At 69.5% G+C, this 21,072-nt stretch carries 21 protein-coding genes; 9 read left to right on the top strand and 12 right to left on the bottom strand.

All coding sequences use genetic code 11. The features are described 5' to 3' along the window. Positions 1-17 precede the first annotated feature (17 nt). Complete coding sequence (locus FHR84_RS00795) at positions 18-1,241, bottom strand: CaiB/BaiF CoA transferase family protein (RefSeq protein ID WP_179533487.1); 1,224 nt, start codon at positions 1,239-1,241, stop codon at positions 18-20. A 214-nt stretch (positions 1,242-1,455) separates the two neighbouring features. Here FHR84_RS00795 and FHR84_RS00790 point away from each other — a divergent pair, with 214 nt between their 5' ends. Beyond that, positions 1,456-2,163 carry a GntR family transcriptional regulator gene (locus FHR84_RS00790; protein ID WP_179533486.1) on the top strand — a complete coding sequence of 236 codons (708 nt, stop codon included), beginning with the start codon at positions 1,456-1,458 and terminating at the stop codon, positions 2,161-2,163. A gap of 112 nt (positions 2,164-2,275) precedes the next feature. Here FHR84_RS00790 and FHR84_RS00785 read toward each other — a convergent pair whose 3' ends face one another. The 3 genes from FHR84_RS00785 to FHR84_RS00775 all read right to left on the bottom strand — a co-directional run bounded on the left by FHR84_RS00785 (position 2,276) and on the right by FHR84_RS00775 (position 4,580). Beyond that, positions 2,276-3,136 carry a 3-hydroxybutyryl-CoA dehydrogenase gene (locus FHR84_RS00785; RefSeq protein ID WP_343075157.1) on the bottom strand — a complete coding sequence of 287 codons (861 nt, stop codon included), beginning with the start codon at positions 3,134-3,136 and terminating at the stop codon, positions 2,276-2,278. A 213-nt stretch (positions 3,137-3,349) separates the two neighbouring features. Continuing rightward, a complete protein-coding gene (locus FHR84_RS00780; protein ID WP_343075123.1) occupies positions 3,350-4,060 on the bottom strand; it encodes a dienelactone hydrolase family protein in 711 nt (236 codons plus the stop codon). Continuing rightward, complete coding sequence (locus FHR84_RS00775; RefSeq protein ID WP_179533484.1) at positions 4,050-4,580, bottom strand: hypothetical protein; 531 nt, start codon at positions 4,578-4,580, stop codon at positions 4,050-4,052. Before FHR84_RS00775 ends, FHR84_RS00780 begins: the two co-directional genes overlap by 11 nt. A gap of 317 nt (positions 4,581-4,897) precedes the next feature. On the opposite strand from FHR84_RS00775, the gene FHR84_RS00770 reads away from it, so the two are divergent. Further along, positions 4,898-6,133, top strand: a complete 1,236-nt coding sequence (locus FHR84_RS00770) for a serine hydrolase (RefSeq protein ID WP_179533483.1) — start codon at positions 4,898-4,900, stop codon at positions 6,131-6,133. Between the two features lie 234 nt (positions 6,134-6,367). Here the strand turns inward: FHR84_RS00770 and FHR84_RS00765 are convergent, their stop codons facing one another. From FHR84_RS00765 to FHR84_RS00755, 3 genes are all read right to left on the bottom strand, one after another. Next, positions 6,368-6,700: a DUF2795 domain-containing protein gene (locus FHR84_RS00765; protein ID WP_343075122.1), complete on the bottom strand. Its 333-nt coding sequence runs from the start codon at positions 6,698-6,700 to the stop codon at positions 6,368-6,370. Positions 6,701-6,734: 34 nt separating this feature from the next. Then, positions 6,735-7,874, bottom strand: coding sequence for a baeRF2 domain-containing protein (locus FHR84_RS00760; protein WP_179533482.1), 1,140 nt, complete (start codon positions 7,872-7,874; stop codon positions 6,735-6,737). A 114-nt stretch (positions 7,875-7,988) separates the two neighbouring features. After that, positions 7,989-8,585 (bottom strand): type 1 glutamine amidotransferase domain-containing protein, encoded by a 597-nt coding sequence (locus FHR84_RS00755; protein ID WP_179533481.1) that lies wholly within the window; start codon positions 8,583-8,585, stop codon positions 7,989-7,991. Positions 8,586-9,008: 423 nt separating this feature from the next. Between FHR84_RS00755 and FHR84_RS00750 the strand changes: the two genes are divergently transcribed. Then, positions 9,009-9,461, top strand: coding sequence for a redoxin domain-containing protein (locus tag FHR84_RS00750; RefSeq protein ID WP_179533480.1), 453 nt, complete (start codon positions 9,009-9,011; stop codon positions 9,459-9,461). A gap of 45 nt (positions 9,462-9,506) precedes the next feature. Here FHR84_RS00750 and FHR84_RS00745 read toward each other — a convergent pair whose 3' ends face one another. Genes FHR84_RS00745 through FHR84_RS00735 form a run of 3 tightly spaced genes read right to left on the bottom strand, consistent with a single transcriptional unit; the run spans position 9,507 to position 13,094 of the window. Further along, entirely contained in the window at positions 9,507-10,511 is a 1,005-nt protein-coding gene (locus FHR84_RS00745) for a substrate-binding domain-containing protein (protein ID WP_179533479.1), read from the bottom strand. Positions 10,512-10,570: 59 nt separating this feature from the next. Next, positions 10,571-11,578, bottom strand: coding sequence for an ABC transporter permease (locus FHR84_RS00740; RefSeq protein ID WP_179533478.1), 1,008 nt, complete (start codon positions 11,576-11,578; stop codon positions 10,571-10,573). Further along, positions 11,562-13,094, bottom strand: coding sequence for an ATP-binding cassette domain-containing protein (locus FHR84_RS00735; protein ID WP_179533477.1), 1,533 nt, complete (start codon positions 13,092-13,094; stop codon positions 11,562-11,564). Before FHR84_RS00735 ends, FHR84_RS00740 begins: the two co-directional genes overlap by 17 nt. A gap of 290 nt (positions 13,095-13,384) precedes the next feature. On the opposite strand from FHR84_RS00735, the gene FHR84_RS00730 reads away from it, so the two are divergent. Beyond that, positions 13,385-15,055 carry a protein kinase domain-containing protein gene (locus tag FHR84_RS00730; protein WP_179533476.1) on the top strand — a complete coding sequence of 557 codons (1,671 nt, stop codon included), beginning with the start codon at positions 13,385-13,387 and terminating at the stop codon, positions 15,053-15,055. Between the two features lie 125 nt (positions 15,056-15,180). Here the strand turns inward: FHR84_RS00730 and FHR84_RS00725 are convergent, their stop codons facing one another. Further along, positions 15,181-16,029, bottom strand: coding sequence for a GDSL-type esterase/lipase family protein (locus tag FHR84_RS00725; RefSeq protein ID WP_179533475.1), 849 nt, complete (start codon positions 16,027-16,029; stop codon positions 15,181-15,183). Between the two features lie 398 nt (positions 16,030-16,427). Between FHR84_RS00725 and rocD the strand changes: the two genes are divergently transcribed. Next, positions 16,428-17,666: an ornithine--oxo-acid transaminase gene (rocD, locus tag FHR84_RS00720; protein WP_179533474.1), complete on the top strand. Its 1,239-nt coding sequence runs from the start codon at positions 16,428-16,430 to the stop codon at positions 17,664-17,666. Positions 17,667-17,735: 69 nt separating this feature from the next. Here rocD and zapE read toward each other — a convergent pair whose 3' ends face one another. Continuing rightward, positions 17,736-18,776, bottom strand: coding sequence for a cell division protein ZapE (zapE, locus tag FHR84_RS00715; RefSeq protein WP_179533473.1), 1,041 nt, complete (start codon positions 18,774-18,776; stop codon positions 17,736-17,738). Positions 18,777-18,831: 55 nt separating this feature from the next. Here zapE and FHR84_RS00710 point away from each other — a divergent pair, with 55 nt between their 5' ends. From FHR84_RS00710 to FHR84_RS00695, 4 genes are all read left to right on the top strand, one after another. Further along, positions 18,832-19,602, top strand: coding sequence for a pyrimidine reductase family protein (locus FHR84_RS00710; protein WP_179533472.1), 771 nt, complete (start codon positions 18,832-18,834; stop codon positions 19,600-19,602). A gap of 193 nt (positions 19,603-19,795) precedes the next feature. Continuing rightward, positions 19,796-20,338, top strand: a complete 543-nt coding sequence (locus FHR84_RS00705) for an Asp23/Gls24 family envelope stress response protein (RefSeq protein WP_179533471.1) — start codon at positions 19,796-19,798, stop codon at positions 20,336-20,338. A gap of 80 nt (positions 20,339-20,418) precedes the next feature. Then, the gene (locus tag FHR84_RS00700; RefSeq protein WP_179533470.1) at positions 20,419-20,781 is read left to right on the top strand and encodes a hypothetical protein; all 363 of its coding nucleotides are present in this window, start codon (positions 20,419-20,421) and stop codon (positions 20,779-20,781) included. Next, positions 20,765-21,061, top strand: coding sequence for a hypothetical protein (locus FHR84_RS00695; protein ID WP_343075121.1), 297 nt, complete (start codon positions 20,765-20,767; stop codon positions 21,059-21,061). Before FHR84_RS00700 ends, FHR84_RS00695 begins: the two co-directional genes overlap by 17 nt. Positions 21,062-21,072 lie beyond the last annotated feature (11 nt).

Here is a 21,072-nt window from a genome sequence, read left to right as displayed (position 1 = left end):
ATCCTCCAAGAACGAAATCAGGAGATTCGGATGTTCGGCCCGTTCTCGGGCGCGTCGGGAACCCGCGTTTCCGGCTCGGGGCCACCGAGGGGGTGGGAATACGGGCGGGAGAGCCAGTCGAGCACTTCGGCGTTGTGCTCCCCCAGCGCGGGAGGCGCGGTCGGAAGGGTCCTCGCCGCTCCGGGGAGGTCGACAGGAAAACGCACACCGGGCGTTCCGCCGCCGACGGGGGTGACCGTCGGGTCGAGCCCGAGCGATTCCGCGTACCGCACTGCACCGGCGAGGTCGTTGACCTGTCCGCAGGCTATGCCCACCCTCCGCAGACGTTGCTGCCACGCGGTGGCGGGCCTGGCCCCGAGCACGTTCTCCAGTTCGACGACGAGCGCTTCCCTGTTGCGCACCCGCTCGGCGTTCGTGGCGAACCGCGTGTCGTCGGCCATACCGACCAGTCCGAGGGTCTCCGTGAACCGGCGGAACTGCTCGTCATTGCCCACAGCAACGGCGAGCAGGGCGTCCTCGCAGCGCAGGGTCTCGTAAGGGGCGATGCTCGGATGCCGGTTGCCCATGCGTTCGGGGCTCTCGCCGGTGGCGAGGAAACCTCCGGCTTGATTCACCAGACCGGACAGCAGGCTGGAAAGCAGGTTGACCTCGATGTGCTGCCCCCGTCCGGTCGCCTCGCGCTGCCGCAGCGCGGCCATGATCCCCAGCGCCGCGTCCTTGCCGGTGAGCACGTCGACGACGGCCACCCCGACCTTGGTCGGCGGGCCGCCCGGGTCTCCGGTGATGCTCATCAGGCCGCCCACCGCCTGCACCACGAAGTCGTACCCGGCCAGGTCCGCCCCTTCGGCGCTGCCGAACCCGGAGATCGAGGCGTAGAGCAGGCCGGGGTTGTCGACGCTGAGCGCCGGGTAGTCCAGCCCGAAGCGCTTCAGCGCCCCCGGTTTGTGGTTCTCCACCAGGACGTCCGCCCTGTTGGCGAGTTCGACGGCGGCGGCGCGGTCCTCCTCGACGGCCAGGTCGAGGGTGACGCTGCGCTTCCCCCTGTTCAGGGATTCGAAGTACGAGGAGCTCACATCCGTCCACGGGGGACCCCAGGCGCGGGTGTCGTCCCCGGTTTCCGGGCGTTCCACCTTGACGACGGTGGCCCCGAGATCAGCGAGCATCATCGTCGCGTAGGGCCCCGCGAGCACCCGGCTGAAGTCGGCGACCAGCACTCCCTCCAGCGGCAGCGTCCGCGTCATTCGGCTCTGACCTTTCCACACTCGTCGACCGGGCTGGACGGCTTGCATCGACGCAAAGTTGGATCCAATATACAGTCGGGCAGTCATCGGTCAACCCGGACAGAACATGCGCGGAGTCCCCCGCTCGACCGCATCGGTCAAGTTCCGGGAACACGGCTTCGGGGTGTCCGGTTCCGGGGATCGACCCGTGTCGACGCCGACTCACGAGGATCCGATGTCACGACCGCCTACCACCCAGCAGTTCGTCCTCGCCGAGCTGCGCAGGGCGATCCTTGCGCGCGAACTCCTGCCCAACCAGCCCATAAGACAGGACAGCGTGGCTCGCGGTCTCGGAGTCAGCCGCGTGCCGCTGCGGGAGGCTCTGAAGATCCTCGAGGCCGAGGGGCAGGTGGTCTACCGCCCGCACCGCGGTTACACGGTGACCGAGCTCTCGCTGACCGACCTGCTGGAGGTCTACCGGCTGCGCGAGTTGCTGGAGTCCGAGGCCGCGTCCCTGGCGGTGGAACGTTACGGAGCGACGGAGCTGGAGCGCGTCGAGCAGGAGCACCGCGCGGTGATCGACGCGGCCGAGCGCGACGACCTGGTCGAGATGATCGCGGCCAATCGCAGGTTCCACTTCGCCCTGCTGGAGCCTGCCGGGATGCCGCGGTTGATGCGCGTGATCCGCACGCTGTGGGACACCACCGACGCCTACCGCGCCGTGTACTACAACTCCGCGGACAACCGCTCCAGGGTGCTCGACGAGCACGAGGAGATCGTGCGGACCGCACGTGACCGCGACGGCGCCGAACTCGTTCGGTTGTTGCACGCGCACCGGCAGCACGCCGTGGATTCGTTGCGCGAAACGGTCGGCACCGACCGGCAAGCCCCCGGGCAGAGCTCCGGCGGGAGCGCCGGAGCGGAGACCCGAACGGAGCCGTGAGCACGACGTCACTCGGGCACCGACCCGGTCTCCGCTCGTCGCGCCCCCTGTGGACAACGTCCAGTTATAGGCAAAATTGGGCCACAGGGGGCGGCGCGCTGCGGAACTCCGCTCAGGAATAGCTGTAGAAGCCCCTGCCCGACTTCTTGCCGTACAGCCCGGCGTCTACCATCCGCCGCAACAGCGGCGGCGCCGCGTGGTTCGGGTCCCTGTACTCGGCGTACATCGAGTCGGCGATGGCGACGACCGTGTCCAGCCCGACCATGTCGGCCAGGGTCAACGGTCCCATCGGGTGGGCGCACCCCAGCACCATGCCGTTGTCGATGTCCTCGGCCGAGGCGAAACCGCTCTCGAACATCCTGACGGCCGAGAGCAGGTACGGAACCAGCAGGGCATTGACCACGAAACCGGCCCGGTCCCGCGCGCGGATCGCCTGCTTGCCCAGCTGGTCGACCGCGAAAGCCGCGGCCCGCTCCACCGTGTTCTCCTCGGTGACCAGTGAGGGGACCAGCTCGACCAGTTTCAACACCGGGACCGGGTTGAAGAAGTGGATACCGAGCACCTTGCCCGGGCGGTTGGTGGCCGCGGACAGCTGCGCGATCGGGATCGAGGAGGTGTTCGAGGCCAGTATCGCCTCCTCATCCGTGACCACCCGGTCCAGCTCGCCGAACACCGAACTTTTGACCTCGGGATTCTCCGCCACGGCCTCGACGACCAGCTGCCGGTCCGCGTGCTCGGCCAGGCTCGTGGCGAAACGCAGCCGCCCGAGCGCCGCGTCCCGGTCGCCCTCCTCCAGCTTTCCGCTGCGGACGGCGCGGTCCAGCGATTTCCGGATCCGCGAACTCGCCGCCTCCGCGGCCGAGTCGTCCACCTCGGAAACCACCACGTCGAGCCCGGCACGGGCGCCCACCTCGGCGATGCCGGACCCCATGAGGCCGCCGCCCACGACCCCCAGTCGTTGGATCTGCTCCACCACTCGCGTCCCTTCGACTCGAAGAACGGCGGGCGGCGAGGACGGCCCCGCTGCCCGCCAACTGCCACGGATCCAAAGATTACCGTCCGGTAACCATACTGGCCGCCATTGTGCCCGCGGCAGCAAGACGGGTGAACGGCAAGGCCCCTCCGAAAAGCACCCGGAGGACGCGGGCCACCACGGCACCGGGCGGGTGCGCCCGAGAACGAGCGCTCAGGACGGCGTGGAGGAGGGCTCGAACAGGTAGTGGGTGAACCACGCCCGGGCGGCCTGCCCCACCTGTTCCAACGCCCCCTCCTCCTCGAACAGGTGCGTCGCCCCGGGGACCCGGTGCACCTCCTGCTCGGCCGGGATTCTTCGGGCGAAGTTCTCGTTGAGCCGCAGCACCTCGGCATCCCGCTCACCGACGATCAACAAGGTGGGCGTGTGCACGTCTTCCGGCCGATCCGGCGCGAGATCGGGGCGGCCACCGCGCGAGACCACCGCCCGCGCCGCCCGCGGACGACGCGCGACAGCCCCGAGCGCGGCGGCCGCCCCGGTGCTCGCACCGAACAGTCCCACCCTGCGAGCGTTCAGATCGGCGCGTTCGGACACCCAGTCGAGCACTCCCAACACGCGGTTGGTCAGCAGCTCGATGTCGAAACGCAGCCTGCCCGTCCGCTCGTCCGAGGCGTGCTCGGTCGGGGTGAGCAGATCCATCAGGAGCGTGGCGAACCCGGCCCGGTTCAGCCCGGTCGCCACAGCCCTGTTCCGCGGGCTGTGCCGCGAGGAACCGCTGCCGTGGACGAACACGACCAGACCGTCGCGATTGTCGACCCCGGCCAGATCTCCCCCCAGCTGCTCACCGGAGGCGCTCCCGCTCGCGGGCAGCAGGACCTCTCCCTCGGCGGCGCCCGCCCCGTGATTCCCTCGTTCAGCGCCCACTGTCCTCAACCCGTTCGGCGTCTTCCTCGGGGTTCTCGTCCACGACCCGGGACTCGTCCGCCTCGAATCCCTCGACCGAGGAAGCACTCCTGCCGGTCTCCTCGGTCCGCTCCGGCTCGACGACCGTGCTGTGCTCCGCCGCTACCGGCTGGTCGGCGTACTCGTCGGCGTCCACCCCGTCGGCCACTTCGGCCGAGGCCCGCTCGTCGACCGACTCGTCCAGATCGACCGTCCTGGTCTCACCCACCGACCCGGTGTCCTCCTCAGCGGTGAAGTCCGGACGCTGCTGCGCCAGGCGCTCGTCCAGGTCGTCGGCCTCGAACTGATCACTCGGCGTCGGAGGGTCCCTGCTCACCGACGACCAGCGCTGCGGCGGTTCCATACCGCCCTCCAGCGGGTCGGTGTCCAGTTCGTCCTCGTCCAGATCGCCCGCCGACTGAAGCTCGGCAGGGTCCCTGGTTCCCTCCTCGTGCTGTACCTCGTCCGCCGAGGGAGTCTCCGCGTCGAACGGATCCGACATGCTCGCCCCCTTCTCGTCGGGACTCCACGTACCATCCGCACCCGGCCGATTACCCGAGAACCACCGAGTCAAACCAGCCGCTCCCCAAGACGGCACCGGCCGCGGGTCCGGAGTCACGGGCCATCGGGCCCGGCGAGCACGAAACCGGCGTTCCGCGCGAAACGTCCCGCGCGTACGCGGCGCCCCCCGCGCGGATGCAGCAGAATGCGAGCGGGGCCGTACTCCGCGCGGCCGCCCGTTGCGTCCTGCCCCCGCGTGCCCGAAGATCGACGACGAGCGGGAATCGGTGGTCATAACAGCACGGAGAGGAGTTCGGCGTGGGGCAACTGCAAACCGAGGTAGCGCCCGCGGACGTGGGGCTCGCCCCCGAACGGCTGCAGCGCATCGAGGACCACTTCGCGAAGTACGTGGCCGACGGCAGACTGCCCGGCTGGCTCGTGCTGATCGCCAGGCACGGCAAGATCGGCTACCTGCGCACTCACGGACTGCGGGACGTGGAATCCGGGCTCCCCGTGGAAAGCGACACGATCTTCCGCATCTACTCGATGAGCAAACCGGTCACCTCGGTGGCGGCGATGATGCTCTACGAACAGGGCCTTCTCCAGCTGACCGATCCGGTGGCCGACTACATCCCGGAGTTCGCACAACCGCGCGTCTACGTCAACGGCCCGGCCGAGGCCCCGCAAACCCGTCCGGCAGCCGAACCGATCCGGATCTGGCACCTGCTCACCCACACCGCCGGGCTCACCTACGGTTTCCACCGCATCCACCCCGTGGACCAGATGTACCGGGAGCGGGGCTTCGAAGCGGGCTACCCCGAAGGGACGGACCTGGCCGGGGCCTGTTCCGCCTGGTCCGAACTGCCGCTGCTGTTCGACCCCGGGCGGTCGTGGAACTACTCGGTGGCCACCGACGTGCTCGGGCGCGTCATCGAGGTGATCAGCGGCAAAGCACTGGACGAGTTCTTCCGGGAGAGCATATTCGACCCGCTGGACATGCGCGACACCGGTTTCGCGGTCCCCGAGTCCGAACTGGAACGACTCGCCGCCCTGTACAGCGCGGACAGGAACGGCCTGGCCGTCCGCAACACACGGCTGAACCGGGTGAGCAGCCACCAGCCGCGTGTGCTGTCCGGTGGCGGCGGACTGGTCTCCTCCGCTCGCGACTACCACAGGTTCACGCAAATGCTGCTCGGCGGCGGAGCTCTCGAGGGGACCCGGCTGCTCGGCAGCCGGACCGTGGGGTTCATGACCCGCAACCACCTGCCCGGAGGGGCTGATCTGGCCGACATCGCCATGGGGTCCTTCTCCGAGACGAGCAACGCGGGCAAGGGGTTCGGTCTCGGCTTCTCGGTCAACGAGTCCCCGCAGGCCGCCAAGGTGCTCGCCACCCAGGGGCAGTACGCGTGGGGCGGCATGGCCAGCACGGCCTTCTGGGTGGATCCGGTCGAGGAACTGACCGTGCTGTTCCTGACCCAGCTCATGCCCTCCAGCGCGCACCCGATCCGCACCCAGCTGCAGCCCCTCGTCTACCAAGCCCTCGTGGACGGTTGAGAACCGACGAAGTCCTGCGAGGGCGTTCGGTTGGCCCGCACGCGAGTCGGCCGTCCCGGGAGCGTTGCAGGGCAGCTCGAGCAGCGGCCCGCAGCCACGTGCCCTGCCGCCTCGCGACGCGTCCGACTCACGCACCGGAACTTCTCGGGCCGCGTGGGCCGGGCGCCCGGGACACTGCCGGGGTGCCGACCGCTCGGGTGGACGGCCTCGGGGCGTGCCCGGGCGGAGCGGATGTCAGCTGCCGCGGTTCTCCCCGAGCTCCTCCACGATCGGGTTGCTCGAGGTACCGGTCTCGTGCTCCGCCAGGCCGTCGGCCGTACGCCTGGTGTTCTGCTCGGCCTTGTCCGCGTCGCTCTGCCCCTCCTCGGCCGCCGTGTCCGACATGACCGAGCGCTCGACCTCGGTCATGTTGGCGTAGTCACTGGCACGCGGCATCGCGCGCAGGGCCTCCCGGGTCTCCTCGTCGGCCCCGTTGTTCTCGGCGTGCGTCACCAGATCTTCCTTGCTCGCCGGAAAATCCACGGAAGACAGGCTCGCGCGCAGACTCCTCCTGTCGATCGTCGCCACCGCGTCTCCTCCAATCCGTCTCTACGGGCGCGGATCAGTTCCCGCCGCCCGAGTCGCTGTAACGCAGGACGCTTCCGATGCCCGCGGTCAAGCGGCTCCGCTCCGGGTCGATCAACACGAGCTCGGCATCGGTGCCAACCAGCGCGCGCACCACGGCGGCATCGGCGGAGACGCTTTCGGGCTCCGCGACACCCAGCTCCGTCAAGGTCCGCCGCTCGGTGGCGATCTGATTGGGCTCCGGCCCCGTCCAGAGGGTTTCCGGAGGTTCACCGACCTCCTGCCTGCTGCGCAGCAGTGTTCGCACCTGACCGCGTTGCAGTGCTCCCACGGTCTCGGCCCAGCCGTTCACCGCCCGGTCGTGCTGACCCAGCTCGCGGTCGAACTCCTCGACCGTCGCGTTCACCCGCTCCCGCACGGCGGAGCGCACGGTCTCGCTCACCTCACGCTGGAGGGTCTCCTCCGAGGCGTTGCGATCCCGATGACTCGCCTCCGTGGCGTGGACCGAGTCCTGCAGTCCCTTGCGGACGTGATCGTGCACCATCTTGCGCATCTGCACGTCCCCGGCGAGCACGATGGTCTCGGCCCCGACGCGCAACGCCTGCTTGTCGATCTCGTCCGCTATCTGCTTCGCATTGCGCAGCCACTGCTCCTCGACCACGTCGTGATGGTGCTTCTCGGAGCCCTCGCCGGCCCGGCTGCTCTTGTGTATCGGGCTTCCGTCCCCTTCGACGGTGGTGCTGCCGCTGTGCCGCCCGGCATCGACCACGTGCAGGTCGGCCCCGGTCTGGTCCACCAGGGCCAGCACGTAGGGGAGCCGGGCACTTCGCAACCGCAGGTAGGGCATCAGGTGCGGCAGCGGTCCGACCCTCGCGAGCTCGTCGTCCGCGAACTCCTCGGGGGCCTCGGGCAGCTCGTCCCGGAAAACGACCTCTCCGCCGGCGGCGACCAGCACCTGGCCGCGTTGCCCGGCACGCCATCCGTGCTCCCCGACGACGTTCTCGATGGCCCGCAGGTCGTGCTCCTCGGCACCGTTCCGGGACAGCTGCTCACGCGCGGACCGCCAGCGCAGCTCTATCTCCTTGCTCGCGTCCTGGTCGTCGCCGGAAGTGTCCAGGTAGACCGTGACGAACGGTCCACTGTTCTCGTACACGTCCTGCAGATACCCGAGCTTCATGGAAGTCGTTCTCCTATTTACGGTCTCGTGGCCTTCACCCGGCCACCGCTGTGTCTCTCTCGAGCGCGGGGCGGATTCACGGCACCTGCTCGATGACCAGGCGCCGGAGTCCTGCTAGCCCGTTTCCGCTTCCTCTCGGTGCGCGCTGCGGGCCTGGGCACGGTGCTTGCCCTCGGCGACCTCCTCCACCAGCTTGGCGCAGAACGCGTTCAGGTCATCGGGAGTGCGGCTGGTGACCAGCCCCGAGTCCACGACGACCTGCTCGTCGGCCCAGTTCGCCCCGGCGTTGCGCAGGTCCGTGGCCAGGCTGGGGTAGGAGGTGACGTTCCTGCCCCGCACCACATCGGCCTCGATCAACATCCACGGGGCGTGACAGATCGCCGCCACCGGCTTCTGCGCGGAGAAGAAGCCCCCGACGAAGCGAACGGCTTCCGGATACCGACGCAGCGCGTCGGGATTGGCCACGCCTCCCGGAAGCACGAGCCCGTCGTAGTTCGCGGATCCCACCTGGTCGACGGTTCTGTCCACGGTGAAGGTGTCCGCCTTGTCCAGGTGGTTGAACGCCTGGACGGGCCCCGAGGAGACCGACACCAGTTCGGCCTGCCCGCCCGCTTCACCGACAGCGCGCCACGGCTCGGTCAGCTCGACCTGCTCCACGCCTTCCGGCGCCACCAGGAAGGCGACCCGCAATCCATCCAAGCTCGCTGCCATCCGACGATCACCCCACTTCGTTCAACGATCTTCCGCTGGACCACGTGAACCGGTCCGTGATCGGGTCGTCCGCACGCCGAACGCTGAGGACGGTGGTCGCCAACCGGCTCGTCACACCGCCTTACCCGCTTCCGCGAAGGTCGAAACCTCGACCGCGGCCACCGGTCCGGGCCCGGGACCTCCGACGAGAGGCGCCGTCCGGATCGGGTGCTCAGCACCCACGCGGGGCGAGCGGCTCGGAGCGCGTGAGTCGGACGCGGCGCGGGGCCACGGGACACGCGGCGCGGGTGCCCCTCGGGGTGGGCGGACCCCGCAGCGAGCCCCGACCGAGATTCCCCCACCCGCACCACCGGGCGAACCAACCCGCGCAACCTCTCAACGGGTAGGTTGGGACGGGACCGAAGCCGATCAGCGGAGGCATCAGTGCAGTCTGGGGAGCTCGCGCCGGATTTCGAACTCGCCGATCAGCACGGAACTTCCCGCTCGCTGTCCGGCCTGCTCACCGGGGGTGTCGTTGTTCTGTTCTTCTATCCGGCCGCGATGAGCGCGGGGTGCGGCGCGGAGAACCGCCACTTCAGGGACCTGGCCAACCGATTCGCCACGCTGGGAGCGCAGCCGGTGGGTGTCAGTCCCGACCCGGTGGAGAAGCAGTCCCGCTTCGCCGCCGAGAACTCCCTGGAGTTCCCGCTGCTTTCCGACGGGAACGCGGAAGTGGCGCGGGAATTCGGTGTACGGCGCGGGTTCGGGCCGCTGCCCGTCAAGCGCCACACGTTCGTCCTCGACCGCGACCGGCGGGTGCTGCACGTGATCCGCAGCGAGTTCCGCATGGCGGCACACGCCGACAGGGCGATCGAGTTCCTCCGGGCGCGGAGCTGACTGGCGCTTTCCGCTCGGGTCGACCGGGGGCTCGGCGGAACACTCCTACCGATCCGTCCGTGCCGCGCACTCCGGTTCGAGCAGTTTTCGCACCTCGGGGGAGTCCACGTTCCGCGCGGTGATCAGCCGCGCACCGGTGTCGAAGTCGGCGAAGCGCCGCGAACCACCACGCAACTCCGCCACGGTCGCCCGCACCGAGCGGAACCCCATGCGGAACGGATCCTGCGCGATCAGACCGGTCACCACGCCGTCCCGCAGCGCCTGGACCTGACCGCTGGAGGCGTCCCATCCGATGATCTCGACCTCTTCCGCCCTGCCGGCCTGGCGGACGGCCTCGGCGGCCCCCAGGGTGCTGGGCTCGTTCGCCGCGTAGATCCCGTCCAGATCGGGATGCGCGGTGAGGATGTCCTGGGTGACCTGCATAGCCGTGTTGTAGCTGCTGTCACTGGACTGCCTGGCCACCATCCGCACCCCCGGCTCGCCGCGCAGTGCCTTCCGGAACCCCTCCACCCTGGTCGCGTTCGTGCTCGTCCCCGGCTGGAACTCGATCAGCGCCACTTCGCCCTCGCCCCCGAGCCGTTCGGTCAGCAGCTTCGTGCCCCGCTCGGCCGCGGCCACGTTGTCCGTGGCGAACACCGGAACCCCCGAAGGCTGGGGCGAGGTGCCCGAGTCGATGTTGGCCACCGTCACCCCCTGGCGCAGCGCCGTACGACTGACCGCGCCGAGGGCCTTGGCGTCGGTGGCGGCGTAGACCAGCCCGTCCACCCCCTGCGCGAGCAGGTTCTGCAGCAGGTTCTGCTGCCCGCTCACATCGCTCTCCGCCGTCACCCCGTCCCAGTGGAGATCGATGTCCTCGCGGTGCTTCACCGCGCACTCCGCCCCCGTGCGCACCTTCTCCCAGAAGCTGAACCCGATCGCCTTCGGCACGACCGCTACTCGCAGGGAGCCGCCACGGCCGTCGTCCCCACCTCCCGGTTGGTAGACCCGAACACCGCAGGACGCGGAAAGCAGCAGCGGCAGCAGGCAGCAGACGACCAGCGCGCGTCGCATCGAATCACCTCGCAGACAGCCGCCGTGCCCCGACGCGCCACGGCGGGAGGCGGTGGAACCTAGCCGGTTTCCTCGTTGTTGAACTTGCGGCGCTGGTAGCGGTCCCACCAGACGGCCAACCAGATGATCAGCCCGATCAGCACGTTCTGGTAGAAGGTTCCGATCCCCAGCTGGACCGCGCCGTTGCGGATGACGGCCACCAGGAACGCCCCGATCAGCGAGCCGAGGATCGTTCCCCTGCCTCCGAACAGGCTGGCGCCGCCGATCACCACGGCGGCGATCACGTCCAGTTCCAGCCCCTCCCCGAAGTTGGGCTGCCCCGAGTTGATCCGTGACGCGGCGATCATCCCCCCGAGGCCCGCGAACATTCCGGACAGCACGTAGACGGCCGTGATGTGCCTGCTGACCGCCACTCCGGACAGCCGGGCGGCCTCCGGGTTGGACCCCAGCACGTACGCGTAGCGGCCGAGGCGCGTTCTCGTCAGGATCACGTGCCCCGCCAGCGCGACGAACACGATCAACAGCACCGGGACGGGCACCGGCCCCAGCACCCCCTGGCCCAGCACCCGGAACGAGTCCGGGGCGCCGAACACGGCCACCGCCCCGGTGGTGATCAGCACCACCCCGCGCGCCACGCTGAGCATCCCCAGGGTGGCTATGAACGGCGGCAGCCCGACCCTGGAGACCAGCAGCCCGTTGACCAGCCCCGCGGTGGCTCCGACCGCGAGCCCACCGAGGACGCCGAGCAGTGGGTTCAGCCCGTGCTCGGCCATGAGCAGCACTCCGACCACACCGGACAGCGCGGCCACAGATCCGACGGAGAGGTCGATCCCACCGGTGATGATCACCAGTGTCACGCCCACGGCCATGACGGCCTTGACCGAGGTCTGCGACCCCAGGTTGAACAGGTTGTCCGCCGTGAGGAAGGAAGGCGCCACGAAGGACAGCACCACGAAGATCACGATCAGCGCCCCGGCCGCGGCCAACCTGGACACCGCGCCGGACACCCGTACCGGCGACCACAACCGCTGACGACCGCCGGTTTCCGCCTCAGTCCCGCTGCTCATGCTCGCCTCCGGCCCCTGTCGCCAGCGCGACGATGCGCTGCTCGGAGTACTCTTCGCGTTCCAGCTCGCCCACGACCCGTCCAGCGCGCAGCACCAGGATGCGGTCGCACATGTTCATCAGTTCCGGCAGGTAACTCGAGATCAGCACGATCGCCCTGCCCTCGGCGGCCAGCTGGTCCAGCTGCTGGAACATCTCGGATTTCGCGGCGACGTCCATACCGCGCCCCGGCTCGTCGAAGAGCAGCACCTCGGCGCCGGTACGCAGGATCCGCGCCAGCACCACCTTCTGCTGATTGCCGCCGGAGAGCAGGCTCACGGCGCGGTCGACCCGCGGAACCCGGATACCGAGGCTCTCCCGGTAGTGCTCGGCCACCCGGCGCTGTCCGCGAAGGTCGATCAGACCGCCGCGCATCGGAAGCCTTCCGAGGGTTATGTTGACGTCCACTCCCAGCTGCAGAGCCAGTCCGTCGGACTTCCTGCTCTCCGTCAGGTAGCCGATCCCGGCGGCTATGGCGTCCCGTGGTCGTCGGATGCGCACCGGACGACCGTCCAACCGGATGCTTCCCGCCGTGGCCGGTTCCGCGCCGAATACGGAACGCGCCAGTTCGGTGCGTCCGGCACCCACCAACCCGGCCAGACCGACGATCTCGCCCGCTCGCACGGTCAGTCCGGCGTGACGCAGGGCTCCGGGACGTTCCAGCCCCCGCGCCTCGAGTCGAACCGGCCCCGGCTCGCGGAAGGTGCGCGGATAGAGATCGTCGACCTCGCGACCGACCATGGAACGCACCAGAGCGGACTCGTCCATCCCTCCGACCGGGACGGTGGTCACCACCGAACCGTCCCGCAGCACCGTCACCCGGTCGCCGATCGCGAAGATCTCGTCCAGCCGGTGGGAGATGTAGCAAACGGCCATGCCCTGCGCTGTGAGTTCACCCAGGACGGTGAACAGTTCCCTGCTCTCCCGTTCGGTCAGGCTCGCGGTCGGCTCGTCCAGGATCAGCAACCGGGCATCCACGGCCAGCGCCTTGGCTATCTCGACGCGCTGCTGCTCGGCCGTGGAAAGACTCCGCACCGCACGCGTTTCCCGCACCCCCAGGCCGACCCTTCGGAGCAGTTCACGGGCGAGGGCGCGCTCCCTGCCGCGCCGTATCCAACCGAACCCGCCCGGTTCCTGCCCGATGAACAGGTTCTCGGCGACCGTGAGATCGGGGGCCAGCGCGAACTCCTGGTGAACCATCGCCACCCCGAGCCGCCGCGCCTCGGCGGGGCCCCGATGCGTGACCGGAGCACCGGCTACCTCGACACGTCCGGAGGTCGGCCGGTCCACTTGGGCGAGAATTTTCATCAACGTGGACTTTCCCGCCCCGTTCTCCCCCGCGAACACGTGCACCTCACCGCCGAAAATGTCAAGGCTGACCTCCGTTACCGCATTGACCCCGGGAAATCGTTTACTCACCTCGGTCAGACGTGCCAGCGGTTCGACTTCCGATTCCCCGACCTGCGCGAATTCACCCACCACGAACCTCCCGACGACTCGGCCACATCGGACCGGACGGCGTGACTTGGATCATAGACGCTTCGAAAATCACCCGGAAGAGATTCGATCCGGCGAGTAACCGATTACTCCACTGTCCTCCGGTCGTGCTGCGACCGCAGGCTCCCTCGAACGTTCGGAGGACCGCTCCCCTCGGAATCCGCGTGCCCCGGGCCGTCTTCCTCCGCGCGCTCTTTCGAACCGGTTCGTGCACCACCGACGGTCCGGAGGCCGTAAGCTTGGGGGCGTATCGGCGAAGGGGGACGATCTCAGTGCAGCCGCTGCTGGCCGGCGATCCGAGCAAGATCGGCGACTACCGGCTACTCGCCCGCATCGGCAAAGGCGCGATGGGCTCGGTCTACCTCGGGGGCTCCAGGGGAGGGCGCCCCGTAGCGGTGAAAGTGGCCAAGCCGGAACTCGCCGAGGACACGGACTTCCGGGAACGGTTCCGGCGCGAAGCCCGCATGTCGGCCGCGGTCGGTGGCTTCTGGACCGCCACCGTGGTCGATTCCGATCCGGAGGCTCCGCACCCCTGGCTCGCCACCGAATACGTACCGGGGCCCACACTGCACCGGGCTGTCGCCGAGCACGGGCCGCTCCCGGAGGGCACGGTGCTCGGACTCGGCGCGGGACTGGCCGAAGCCCTGCAGGCCGTGCACCGGGCCGGACTGGTGCACCGGGACCTCAAACCGGCGAACGTGCTGCTCGGCCCGGACGGCCCCCGGGTGATCGATTTCGGGATCTCCCGCGCCATGACCGCGAGCGGAATGACCGCCACCGGGATGTTCTTCGGAACGCCGGGTTTCTTCTCCCCCGAGCAGACCACCGGCACCGATGTCGCGCCGCCGAGCGACGTGTTCTCGCTGGGAGCTGTCCTCGTGTTCGCGGCGACCGGAACGGCCCCGTTCGGCAACGAGAACACCGCGGCCATGCTCTACCGCGTGGTGCACAACGAGCCGGACCTGAGCGCGCTGCCGGAGGCGGTGCGCTCACCGGTGGCGGCCTGTCTCGCCAAGGACCCCGACGCACGACCGAGCACCGGTGAACTGCTCGACATCATCGGAAGCTCGCGGCACTTCTCGGCCGACTGGCTGCCCTCGGACGTGAAAACACTGATCAACGGGCACACCGCTCAGCTGGAGCGGGTGCTCCACGGCGGCGCACCGGACCACGAGCGGCCGCCCGCCCCGCGGAAGGGAGCAGGCGGCACCGCAGTGGCCCCGCCCCCGGCGGCGGGAGCGGGAAACAACCCTTCCGTTCTCGCGCCCCGGTCATCTTCCACCGCGGGGCAGGAGCCACCCCCTCCCGGCGTCCCGCGACCGGACGGGAGCGCCGCACCTCCACATCCTGCCGGGGGGAGCCCCTCCGCGGCCGGGGAGGCCGACTCCGGACAACACCGCACCGACCCCCCGGAGGGGGTGCGGGGCGAGTTGCCCGGCCCCGTGTTCCACACGGCCGGCAGGGCGAGCGCACTGCTGTGGTCGGGTTTCTCGGCGTTGCTCGCCTACGGGACGGTGCGCACGGGAGCGGACTTCGGAGTGTCCGGCGAGAGCGCGGCCGTGTTCATGCTCGCTGTCTTCCTGCTGCTGCTCAGCGCGGTGCTGTCCCTGGCGCACGCCCTGGTCCCCGCGATCCGGCTCAAGATCAACCCCGACGGGATCCGGGTGAGCCGGATGGGACTGCACCGGGACATCCCCTGGAGCAGGGTGGGCCGGGTCGGTCTCGTCGGAACCGGCAAGAAGCAGGCCCTCGCCGTGTGGGTCGCCTCTGCTTCCACGCCCGAGTCACGCTGGTGGCACCGCGTTCGCGAGTACCACGGCGGAAGCAGGATATTCACCATCGGCGCCAGTGGCGGATGGTGGAAGAGGCGGCGCGAAGCCAGACGTCTCCGCGCCGCGCTCCAGCAGTACGCGCCGAGCAGGTACGACCCGCGGCTGGTCTGATCGCTCGCGAGAGCGGTCCCGGCGTTGTGCGGGCCGCTGCCCGCGACCGGGGGCACCCGCTCACGAGACCGCGGGAGGTCCCGTCGGCAGCGAGCACCCCGGCAACCGGGAGCGGAGAGCAACCGTCAGGGCGCCGAGAGCGGACTCGGGCTCGTCTTCTCCGCTCCGGAGAAGAACTCGGTGACGCTCGGCAGCAGCCCCCGCTCGTGTCCGGCGGCGTTCGGGTGGTACGACTCCCCGACCGGGTAGGAGAGCCCGTTGATCCAGGGTTGTGCGCCGCACACGCCGTGGCCCTCGAAGTCCTCCTCCACGTCCAGGAAGGAGAAACCGGCGGCACGCGCCTGCTCGGAAATGGCCCGGTTCAGCGTTCCGGCCGCCTCGTTGAGGCGCTGCCTCTCGAATTCGCTCAGCGGGGACAGGCAGGGACCGAGTTCGAACAACCGTGGGTACCCCACCACGCCCACCCGTGCTTCGGGAGCCTTCGAGGCGATCGCGCCATAGGTGTCGGCCAGTTGTCCGGGAAGTTGTTCCGTGGCGTAGTCCTCCGCCTCGGTGACGGCGTCGTCGCAGGCCTGCTCTCCCTCGGTCGCGCAGGTCGTCACCACGGGGACGAATCCGGCGTCGTTACCTCCGACCGAGATCGTGACCACGTCGGTGCTCCGGCTCAACGGGGCGAGTTGCCCGTCGAGGACGTCGCCGGTCTTCGCGCCGGCACAGGCCGCGAAAGCGAAAGCGTCGGCTCCCGCACCGGCCGCGGCCAGGCTCGGGTAGGCCAGTTCGCTCCTGCGGCAGTCACCGCTCCCCGAGATGTAGTCCCCCGTCCCCACTCCGGAGGCGTAGGAGTCCCCGAGTGCCACGTACTCGAGCGAATCGGACTTCTCCGAGTCCGCCGCCGCGGCAGCGGGGGAGGACAACGGCAGCAGCGCTACGGCGAAAGCAGCGGAAAGACAGCTGGACAGCACGGATTTACGCACGGGTCACCTCCGGTGGCCTTGATCGACCTTCCGTGACTATCAGCACACGAAAAACCACAAAAGGTACACACGGAGGATCAAGTGCGAATCGCTACGATCGTGTGACACCGCTCGGCGGGAGCTCCTCGGCCCGGTTCACGTCGGTGTTTCCGCGGCGGAACCCCCGCGGGACCTCGCCGCGGTGCCCCTTCAGGGACAACGCCCGCACCACCGGCTCCGGTCACCGCGCGACGCCGTGGAAAGCGGGCACCGCCGGTTCTCCCCGCCCGGAAGAACCGGCCCTTCCCTCCACGGAGGGACAACGAAGGAAAACGAGGAACCAGCACGACGCAACGAATCTTCGGAAAAAGCAATGCGTTCCGGCTGAAAGTGTCGCCACGAGGACATAGCCTGTTGCCATGACAGCGGCCGTACCCGGCGTGCGCGACACGCCCTCCGAGACTTCCGACTTCCTCGCGTTGGACGAGGCCTACTCCACGCACAACTACCACCCGCTTCCGGTGGTGCTCGCGACGGCGTCCGGAGCCCGGATGACCGATGTGGACGGTCACAGCTACCTGGACTTCCTCGCGGGGTACTCGGCGCTGAACTTCGGACACCGCCACCCCGACCTCGTCGCCGCCGCGACGGAACAGCTCAACCGGGTGACCCTCACCAGCAGGGCCTTCCACCACGACCAGTTCGGCCCGTTCTGCCGCGAACTGGCCGAACTCACCGGCACGGACATGGTGCTGCCCATGAACTCCGGGGCCGAGGCGGTGGAGTCCGCGATCAAGGTGGCCCGCAAGTGGTCCTACCGGGTCAAGGGGGTCCCCGAGGAGCGAGCCGAGATCATCGTGGCCGGCTCGAACTTCCACGGCCGGACCACCACGCTCGTCTCCTTCTCCACCGATCCCGACGCCCGTGCCGAGTACGGGCCCTACACACCGGGATTCGTCGTCACCGACTACGGCGACGCCGGAGCCGTCGAGGAGGCCATCACCCCGAACACCGCCGCGGTGCTCGTCGAACCGATCCAGGGCGAGTCGGGGGTCGTGGTCCCCCCGGAGGGATATCTGCGCAGGCTCCGGGAGCTGTGCGACGACAACAACGTGCTGTTGATCTCGGACGAGATCCAGTCCGGCCTGGCCCGCACCGGAGAACTGCTGGCCACCGATCACGAGGGGGTGCGCGCCGACCTGTACACACTGGGCAAAGCACTGGGCGGCGGGATCGTTCCCGTGTCGGCCGTGGTCGGCGACCGTTCCGTCCTCGGAGTTCTCCGCCCCGGGGAGCACGGATCCACCTTCGGCGGAAACCCGCTGGCCTGCGCCGTGGGACGTGCCGTCGTAAGCCTGCTGTCCGACGGTTGGTTCCAGGGGAGAGCACGCGAACTCGGCGAGCGGTTGCACCGGCGCCTCGGCGAACTCCTCGGTCACGGCGTCTCCGAGGTCCGCGGGCGCGGCCTGTGGGCCGGGGTGGACATCTCCCCCGGAGGGCCCGACGGCCGCCGGGCCTGCGAGCGGCTTCTCCAGCACGGCGTGCTGTGCAAGCAGACCCAGGACAACACGCTGCGCATAGCCCCGCCCCTGGTCATAACCCCCGAGGACCTCGAAACCGGGCTGGACGCGATCGCGGAGGTGCTCACGACCCGCTGAACCACGCGGAGCGGAGCTCCGGACCCCGGAGGAGACCGGTCCCGCCCGACGGTGCCCCCGCCGGGCGGGTCACGACCTGGCGAGTTCCTTGGACAGCGCGGTGAGCCTGCTCAGGGCGCGCAGGTACTTCTTCCGGTAGCCGCCCTCGAGCATCTCCTCCGTGAACAGGGCGGACAGCGAACTCCCCGAGTTCCGCACGGGCACGGCGCGGTCGTAGAGCCGGTCGGCCAGCGCGACCAGCCGAAGGGCCACCCCCTGGTTGGGCGCGGCGTGCACCCCGCTCAGATGCACCGCAGCGACGTCGTCGACCATCCGCCCGTACTTCGACGGGTGCACTCGCTGCAGGTGCGCGCACAGCTCCTCGAAGTCGTCGAAGGTGCTCGCGGGGGTGGTTCGGGCCAGCTCGCGAAGCTCCGCCTCGTTCAACGGCTCCGGCGGATCGGCCACGTCCCGGTGGCGGTAGTCGAGTCCGTCGATGCGCACCACCCTGAACCGCTCGGCCATGGCGTGGATCTCGCGCAGGAAGTCCACGGCGGCGAACCGCCCCTCCCCGAGCTTGTCCGGCAGCGTGTTCGAGGTCGCGGCCACCCGCACCCCGGCCTCGGTCAGCTTGGACAACAGCTGGGTCACCAGCATCGTGTCCCCCGGGTCGTCGAGCTCGAACTCGTCGATCGCCAGGAAACGATGACCGGAGAGCCTGCGCACGGCCTCGTTGAACCCGAGAATCCCCACGAGGTTGGTGAGTTCGACGAAGGTGGCGTAGGCCTTCGGGCCTTCCACGGCGTGCCAGATCGAGGCCAGCAGGTGCGTCTTGCCCACGCCGAACCCGCCGTCCAGGTACAGCCCGGGCCGCCGTCCACCGCTCGTCCCGGCCCTGGAACCGCGGCCGAACAGCGTCCGGAACCACGAACCTCCCCTGGAGGAGGGGTCGCCGACCTCGGCGGCGAACTCGCGACAGCTCTCGACGGCCTCGGCCTGGCTCGGCTCCTCCGGGTTCGGAACGTAGTTCTCGAACCGGGCCTCGTCGAAGCGCGGCGGCGGCGTCAGCGCGGCCACCAACTCCTCGGAACCCAGTTCGGGATGGTGTTCCACCAGGCGCGAGGTGCTCATGGGGGAACTGTAACCGTCCGCCCGAACTCCTCGGGCGGCGTGCTGAGATGGTGCAATGCACCAGCTGTGGCCAACTTCCGCGACGAAACAGGTGGACAGCGCCCTTTCCGACGTCGATTCCCTGGAATGGTTCTACTCCTACCCCGCCGCGCTGAGCCGTCCGTGGGTGAGAGTGAACTTCGTCTCCAGTCTCGACGGGGCGGTCGCCGTGCACGGCAGTTCGCGGGGCTTGTCCAGTCCGACGGATCAGCGTGTGCTCGGCCTGATAAGGGATCTCTCCGATGTCGTGCTCGTCGGCGCGGGAACAGCGCTGGCCGAGGGATACCGCGGGGTGCGCCGCACCGAGGTCCGCAGCAGGCGGCGCGGTGAGCACGGGCTGAGCGAGCTCCCCCCGATCGCGGTGGTGAGCTCCAGCGGCTCGGTCCCCGTCGACTCCCCGCTCATAACGGACACGATCGCGACCCCGATAGTGCTGACCAGCTCGAACGCACCGCGGCAGTGGCGTTCCGAACTCTCCGACGCGGGGGCCGATGTGATCGTCGCGGGAACCGATGAGGTCGATCCGGCCACCGCGCTGCGGGAGCTGGGGGAGCGCGGGCTGTACCGGATCGGCTGCGAAGGAGGTCCCGAGCTGTTCGGCTCGCTCATAGCCGCCGATGTGGTCGACGAACTCTGCTTGACGATCTCCCCGCTGCTGGCCGGTGGGCAGGCGGGCAGGATCGCCGCGGGCGACGGCGCGGGAACGCCGCGCGGGATGCGGTTGCTCTCGGCGCTGCACGTCGATGATTCCGTGCTGCTGCTTCGCTACGGAAGAGCTCCGGAGTGACTGACCCGTTGCCGAGGCGCGAGGAGCCGGCGGAGCCTGCCCGCACCCGCTTCCCCCGATCGGGTGGCATCACGCATCGCGCCGGAACAGTCGGGGCGGAACTAGCATTTCATCGGGAGCACGGCCCATCCACCCGGATCCTCCCGGGGAGGGTGAACGGCCGCGACGAGATCCTTCCCGAAGGGAGCCGAACATGAGCCAGTCCGGTGGCACGCAGTCGTCCACGACGTCGTCCTCGACGCGTTCCGGTTCGGAACAGCCGAGCAGCAGTGACGTGGCCGGCATCCCGGAATCCCGCTCCGGTGGAACCCCGGCCCGACTGGCCGACGACACCGGCGAGGGCAAGACCAGCATCGCCTCGTCCGTCGTGCAGAAAATCGCGGGCATAGCGGCGCGGGAGATCTCGGGGGTTCACTCGATGGGTGGAGGTGTCTCCCGCGCCTTCGGCGCCCTGCGCGAACGGATCCCCGGCGGGAGCGGGAGTTCGAACATCTCCGGCGTGCAGGTGGAGGTCGGCGAGCGGCAGACCGCGATCGATCTGGACATCGTCGTGGAGTACGGGGCCGCCATCGTGGATCTCGCCCGTTCCGTGCGGCGCAATGTGATCCACAGCGTGGAACGGATGTGCGGACTCGAGGTCACCGAGGTCAACATCTCGGTCAACGACGTCCACCTGCCCGACGACGAGGAGGAGGAGAGCAGCGGAGCCACCGGGGGCGGGTCGCGCGTGCAATGATCGCGACCGTGCCGGTCCGCCCGGACCGGAGCGTCCGGCCCCGTTGGGGCCCGTGCTGCCGACACTCGAAAGAGAGACCCTTGAACAGCGGAAACGCCGAAGAACACCGGGGGTCGCACGCCGAACGGATGGCCGAGGCGGTGCTCGGGCATCCTTGTGTCGTACGACTCGACGGTGGGGAGCACGGCACCGTCGCCACGTATCTGCCCGGGCGGCGGGTGACCGGAGTGCGGGTCGATCCGGACGGTGTCGAGACGGCGGAGGTCTGCGTGGTGCTGCGGCTGCTGCGCCCGGTTCCCGAAACCGTGGACGAGATCCGGACCAGACTGCGTGACGTCGTCGGGGACTCGGCCGTCGACGTCACGGTTGCGGACGTGCTCGCCCCGGAGGAATCCGAGGAGTCCCCTCGTGCGGCAGGTGATCGCGGTGAGCGACCCGAGTGAACGTGTCCGGGACGGAACCGACGCGCGGGCCAGGTTGCGCGAGTTCGTGCGCACCCATCATCCGGACGTCGGCGGGGATCCCGAGCTCTTCGCGGCACGCGTGGCCGAGCTCCAGGCGGCACGGGACGGGGCGTACGAGTGCTCCCGGCCCGCGGGACCCCGGCGTGCCGAACGTGGCGAGGCCCCGATCGTGGTCGTGCGGCGGCGTGGTCCGCGCGGTCTGTTGGCCCGGTTACGGGAGTGGCGGGCTCGCCGCAAACGTGGCCCGCGGGTCGTATGAGAGCGAAGAAG

The sequence above is a fragment of the Actinopolyspora biskrensis genome, from assembly GCF_013408175.1.
Lineage (GTDB): Bacteria > Actinomycetota > Actinomycetes > Mycobacteriales > Pseudonocardiaceae > Actinopolyspora > Actinopolyspora biskrensis.
The sequence above is the reverse complement of the archived record's forward strand: the minus strand, read 5'-3'. Positions and strand labels throughout refer to the sequence as shown.

What these genes read in the sequence shown, in the direction of transcription:
- zapE (WP_179533473.1), bottom strand. Translation starts at nt 18,776, where the DNA reads ATGAGCACCTCGCGCCTGGTGGAACACCATCCCGAACTGGGTTCCGAG.
- FHR84_RS00745 (WP_179533479.1), bottom strand. Translation starts at nt 10,511, where the DNA reads ATGCGACGCGCGCTGGTCGTCTGCTGCCTGCTGCCGCTGCTGCTTTCC.
- FHR84_RS00740 (WP_179533478.1), bottom strand. Translation starts at nt 11,578, where the DNA reads ATGAGCAGCGGGACTGAGGCGGAAACCGGCGGTCGTCAGCGGTTGTGG.
- FHR84_RS00795 (WP_179533487.1), bottom strand. Translation starts at nt 1,241, where the DNA reads ATGACGCGGACGCTGCCGCTGGAGGGAGTGCTGGTCGCCGACTTCAGC.
- FHR84_RS00705 (WP_179533471.1), top strand. Translation starts at nt 19,796, where the DNA reads ATGAGCCAGTCCGGTGGCACGCAGTCGTCCACGACGTCGTCCTCGACG.
- FHR84_RS00710 (WP_179533472.1), top strand. Translation starts at nt 18,832, where the DNA reads ATGCACCAGCTGTGGCCAACTTCCGCGACGAAACAGGTGGACAGCGCC.
- FHR84_RS00755 (WP_179533481.1), bottom strand. Translation starts at nt 8,585, where the DNA reads ATGGCAGCGAGCTTGGATGGATTGCGGGTCGCCTTCCTGGTGGCGCCG.
- FHR84_RS00790 (WP_179533486.1), top strand. Translation starts at nt 1,456, where the DNA reads ATGTCACGACCGCCTACCACCCAGCAGTTCGTCCTCGCCGAGCTGCGC.
- FHR84_RS00760 (WP_179533482.1), bottom strand. Translation starts at nt 7,874, where the DNA reads ATGAAGCTCGGGTATCTGCAGGACGTGTACGAGAACAGTGGACCGTTC.
- rocD (WP_179533474.1), top strand. Translation starts at nt 16,428, where the DNA reads ATGACAGCGGCCGTACCCGGCGTGCGCGACACGCCCTCCGAGACTTCC.
- FHR84_RS00775 (WP_179533484.1), bottom strand. Translation starts at nt 4,580, where the DNA reads ATGTCGGATCCGTTCGACGCGGAGACTCCCTCGGCGGACGAGGTACAG.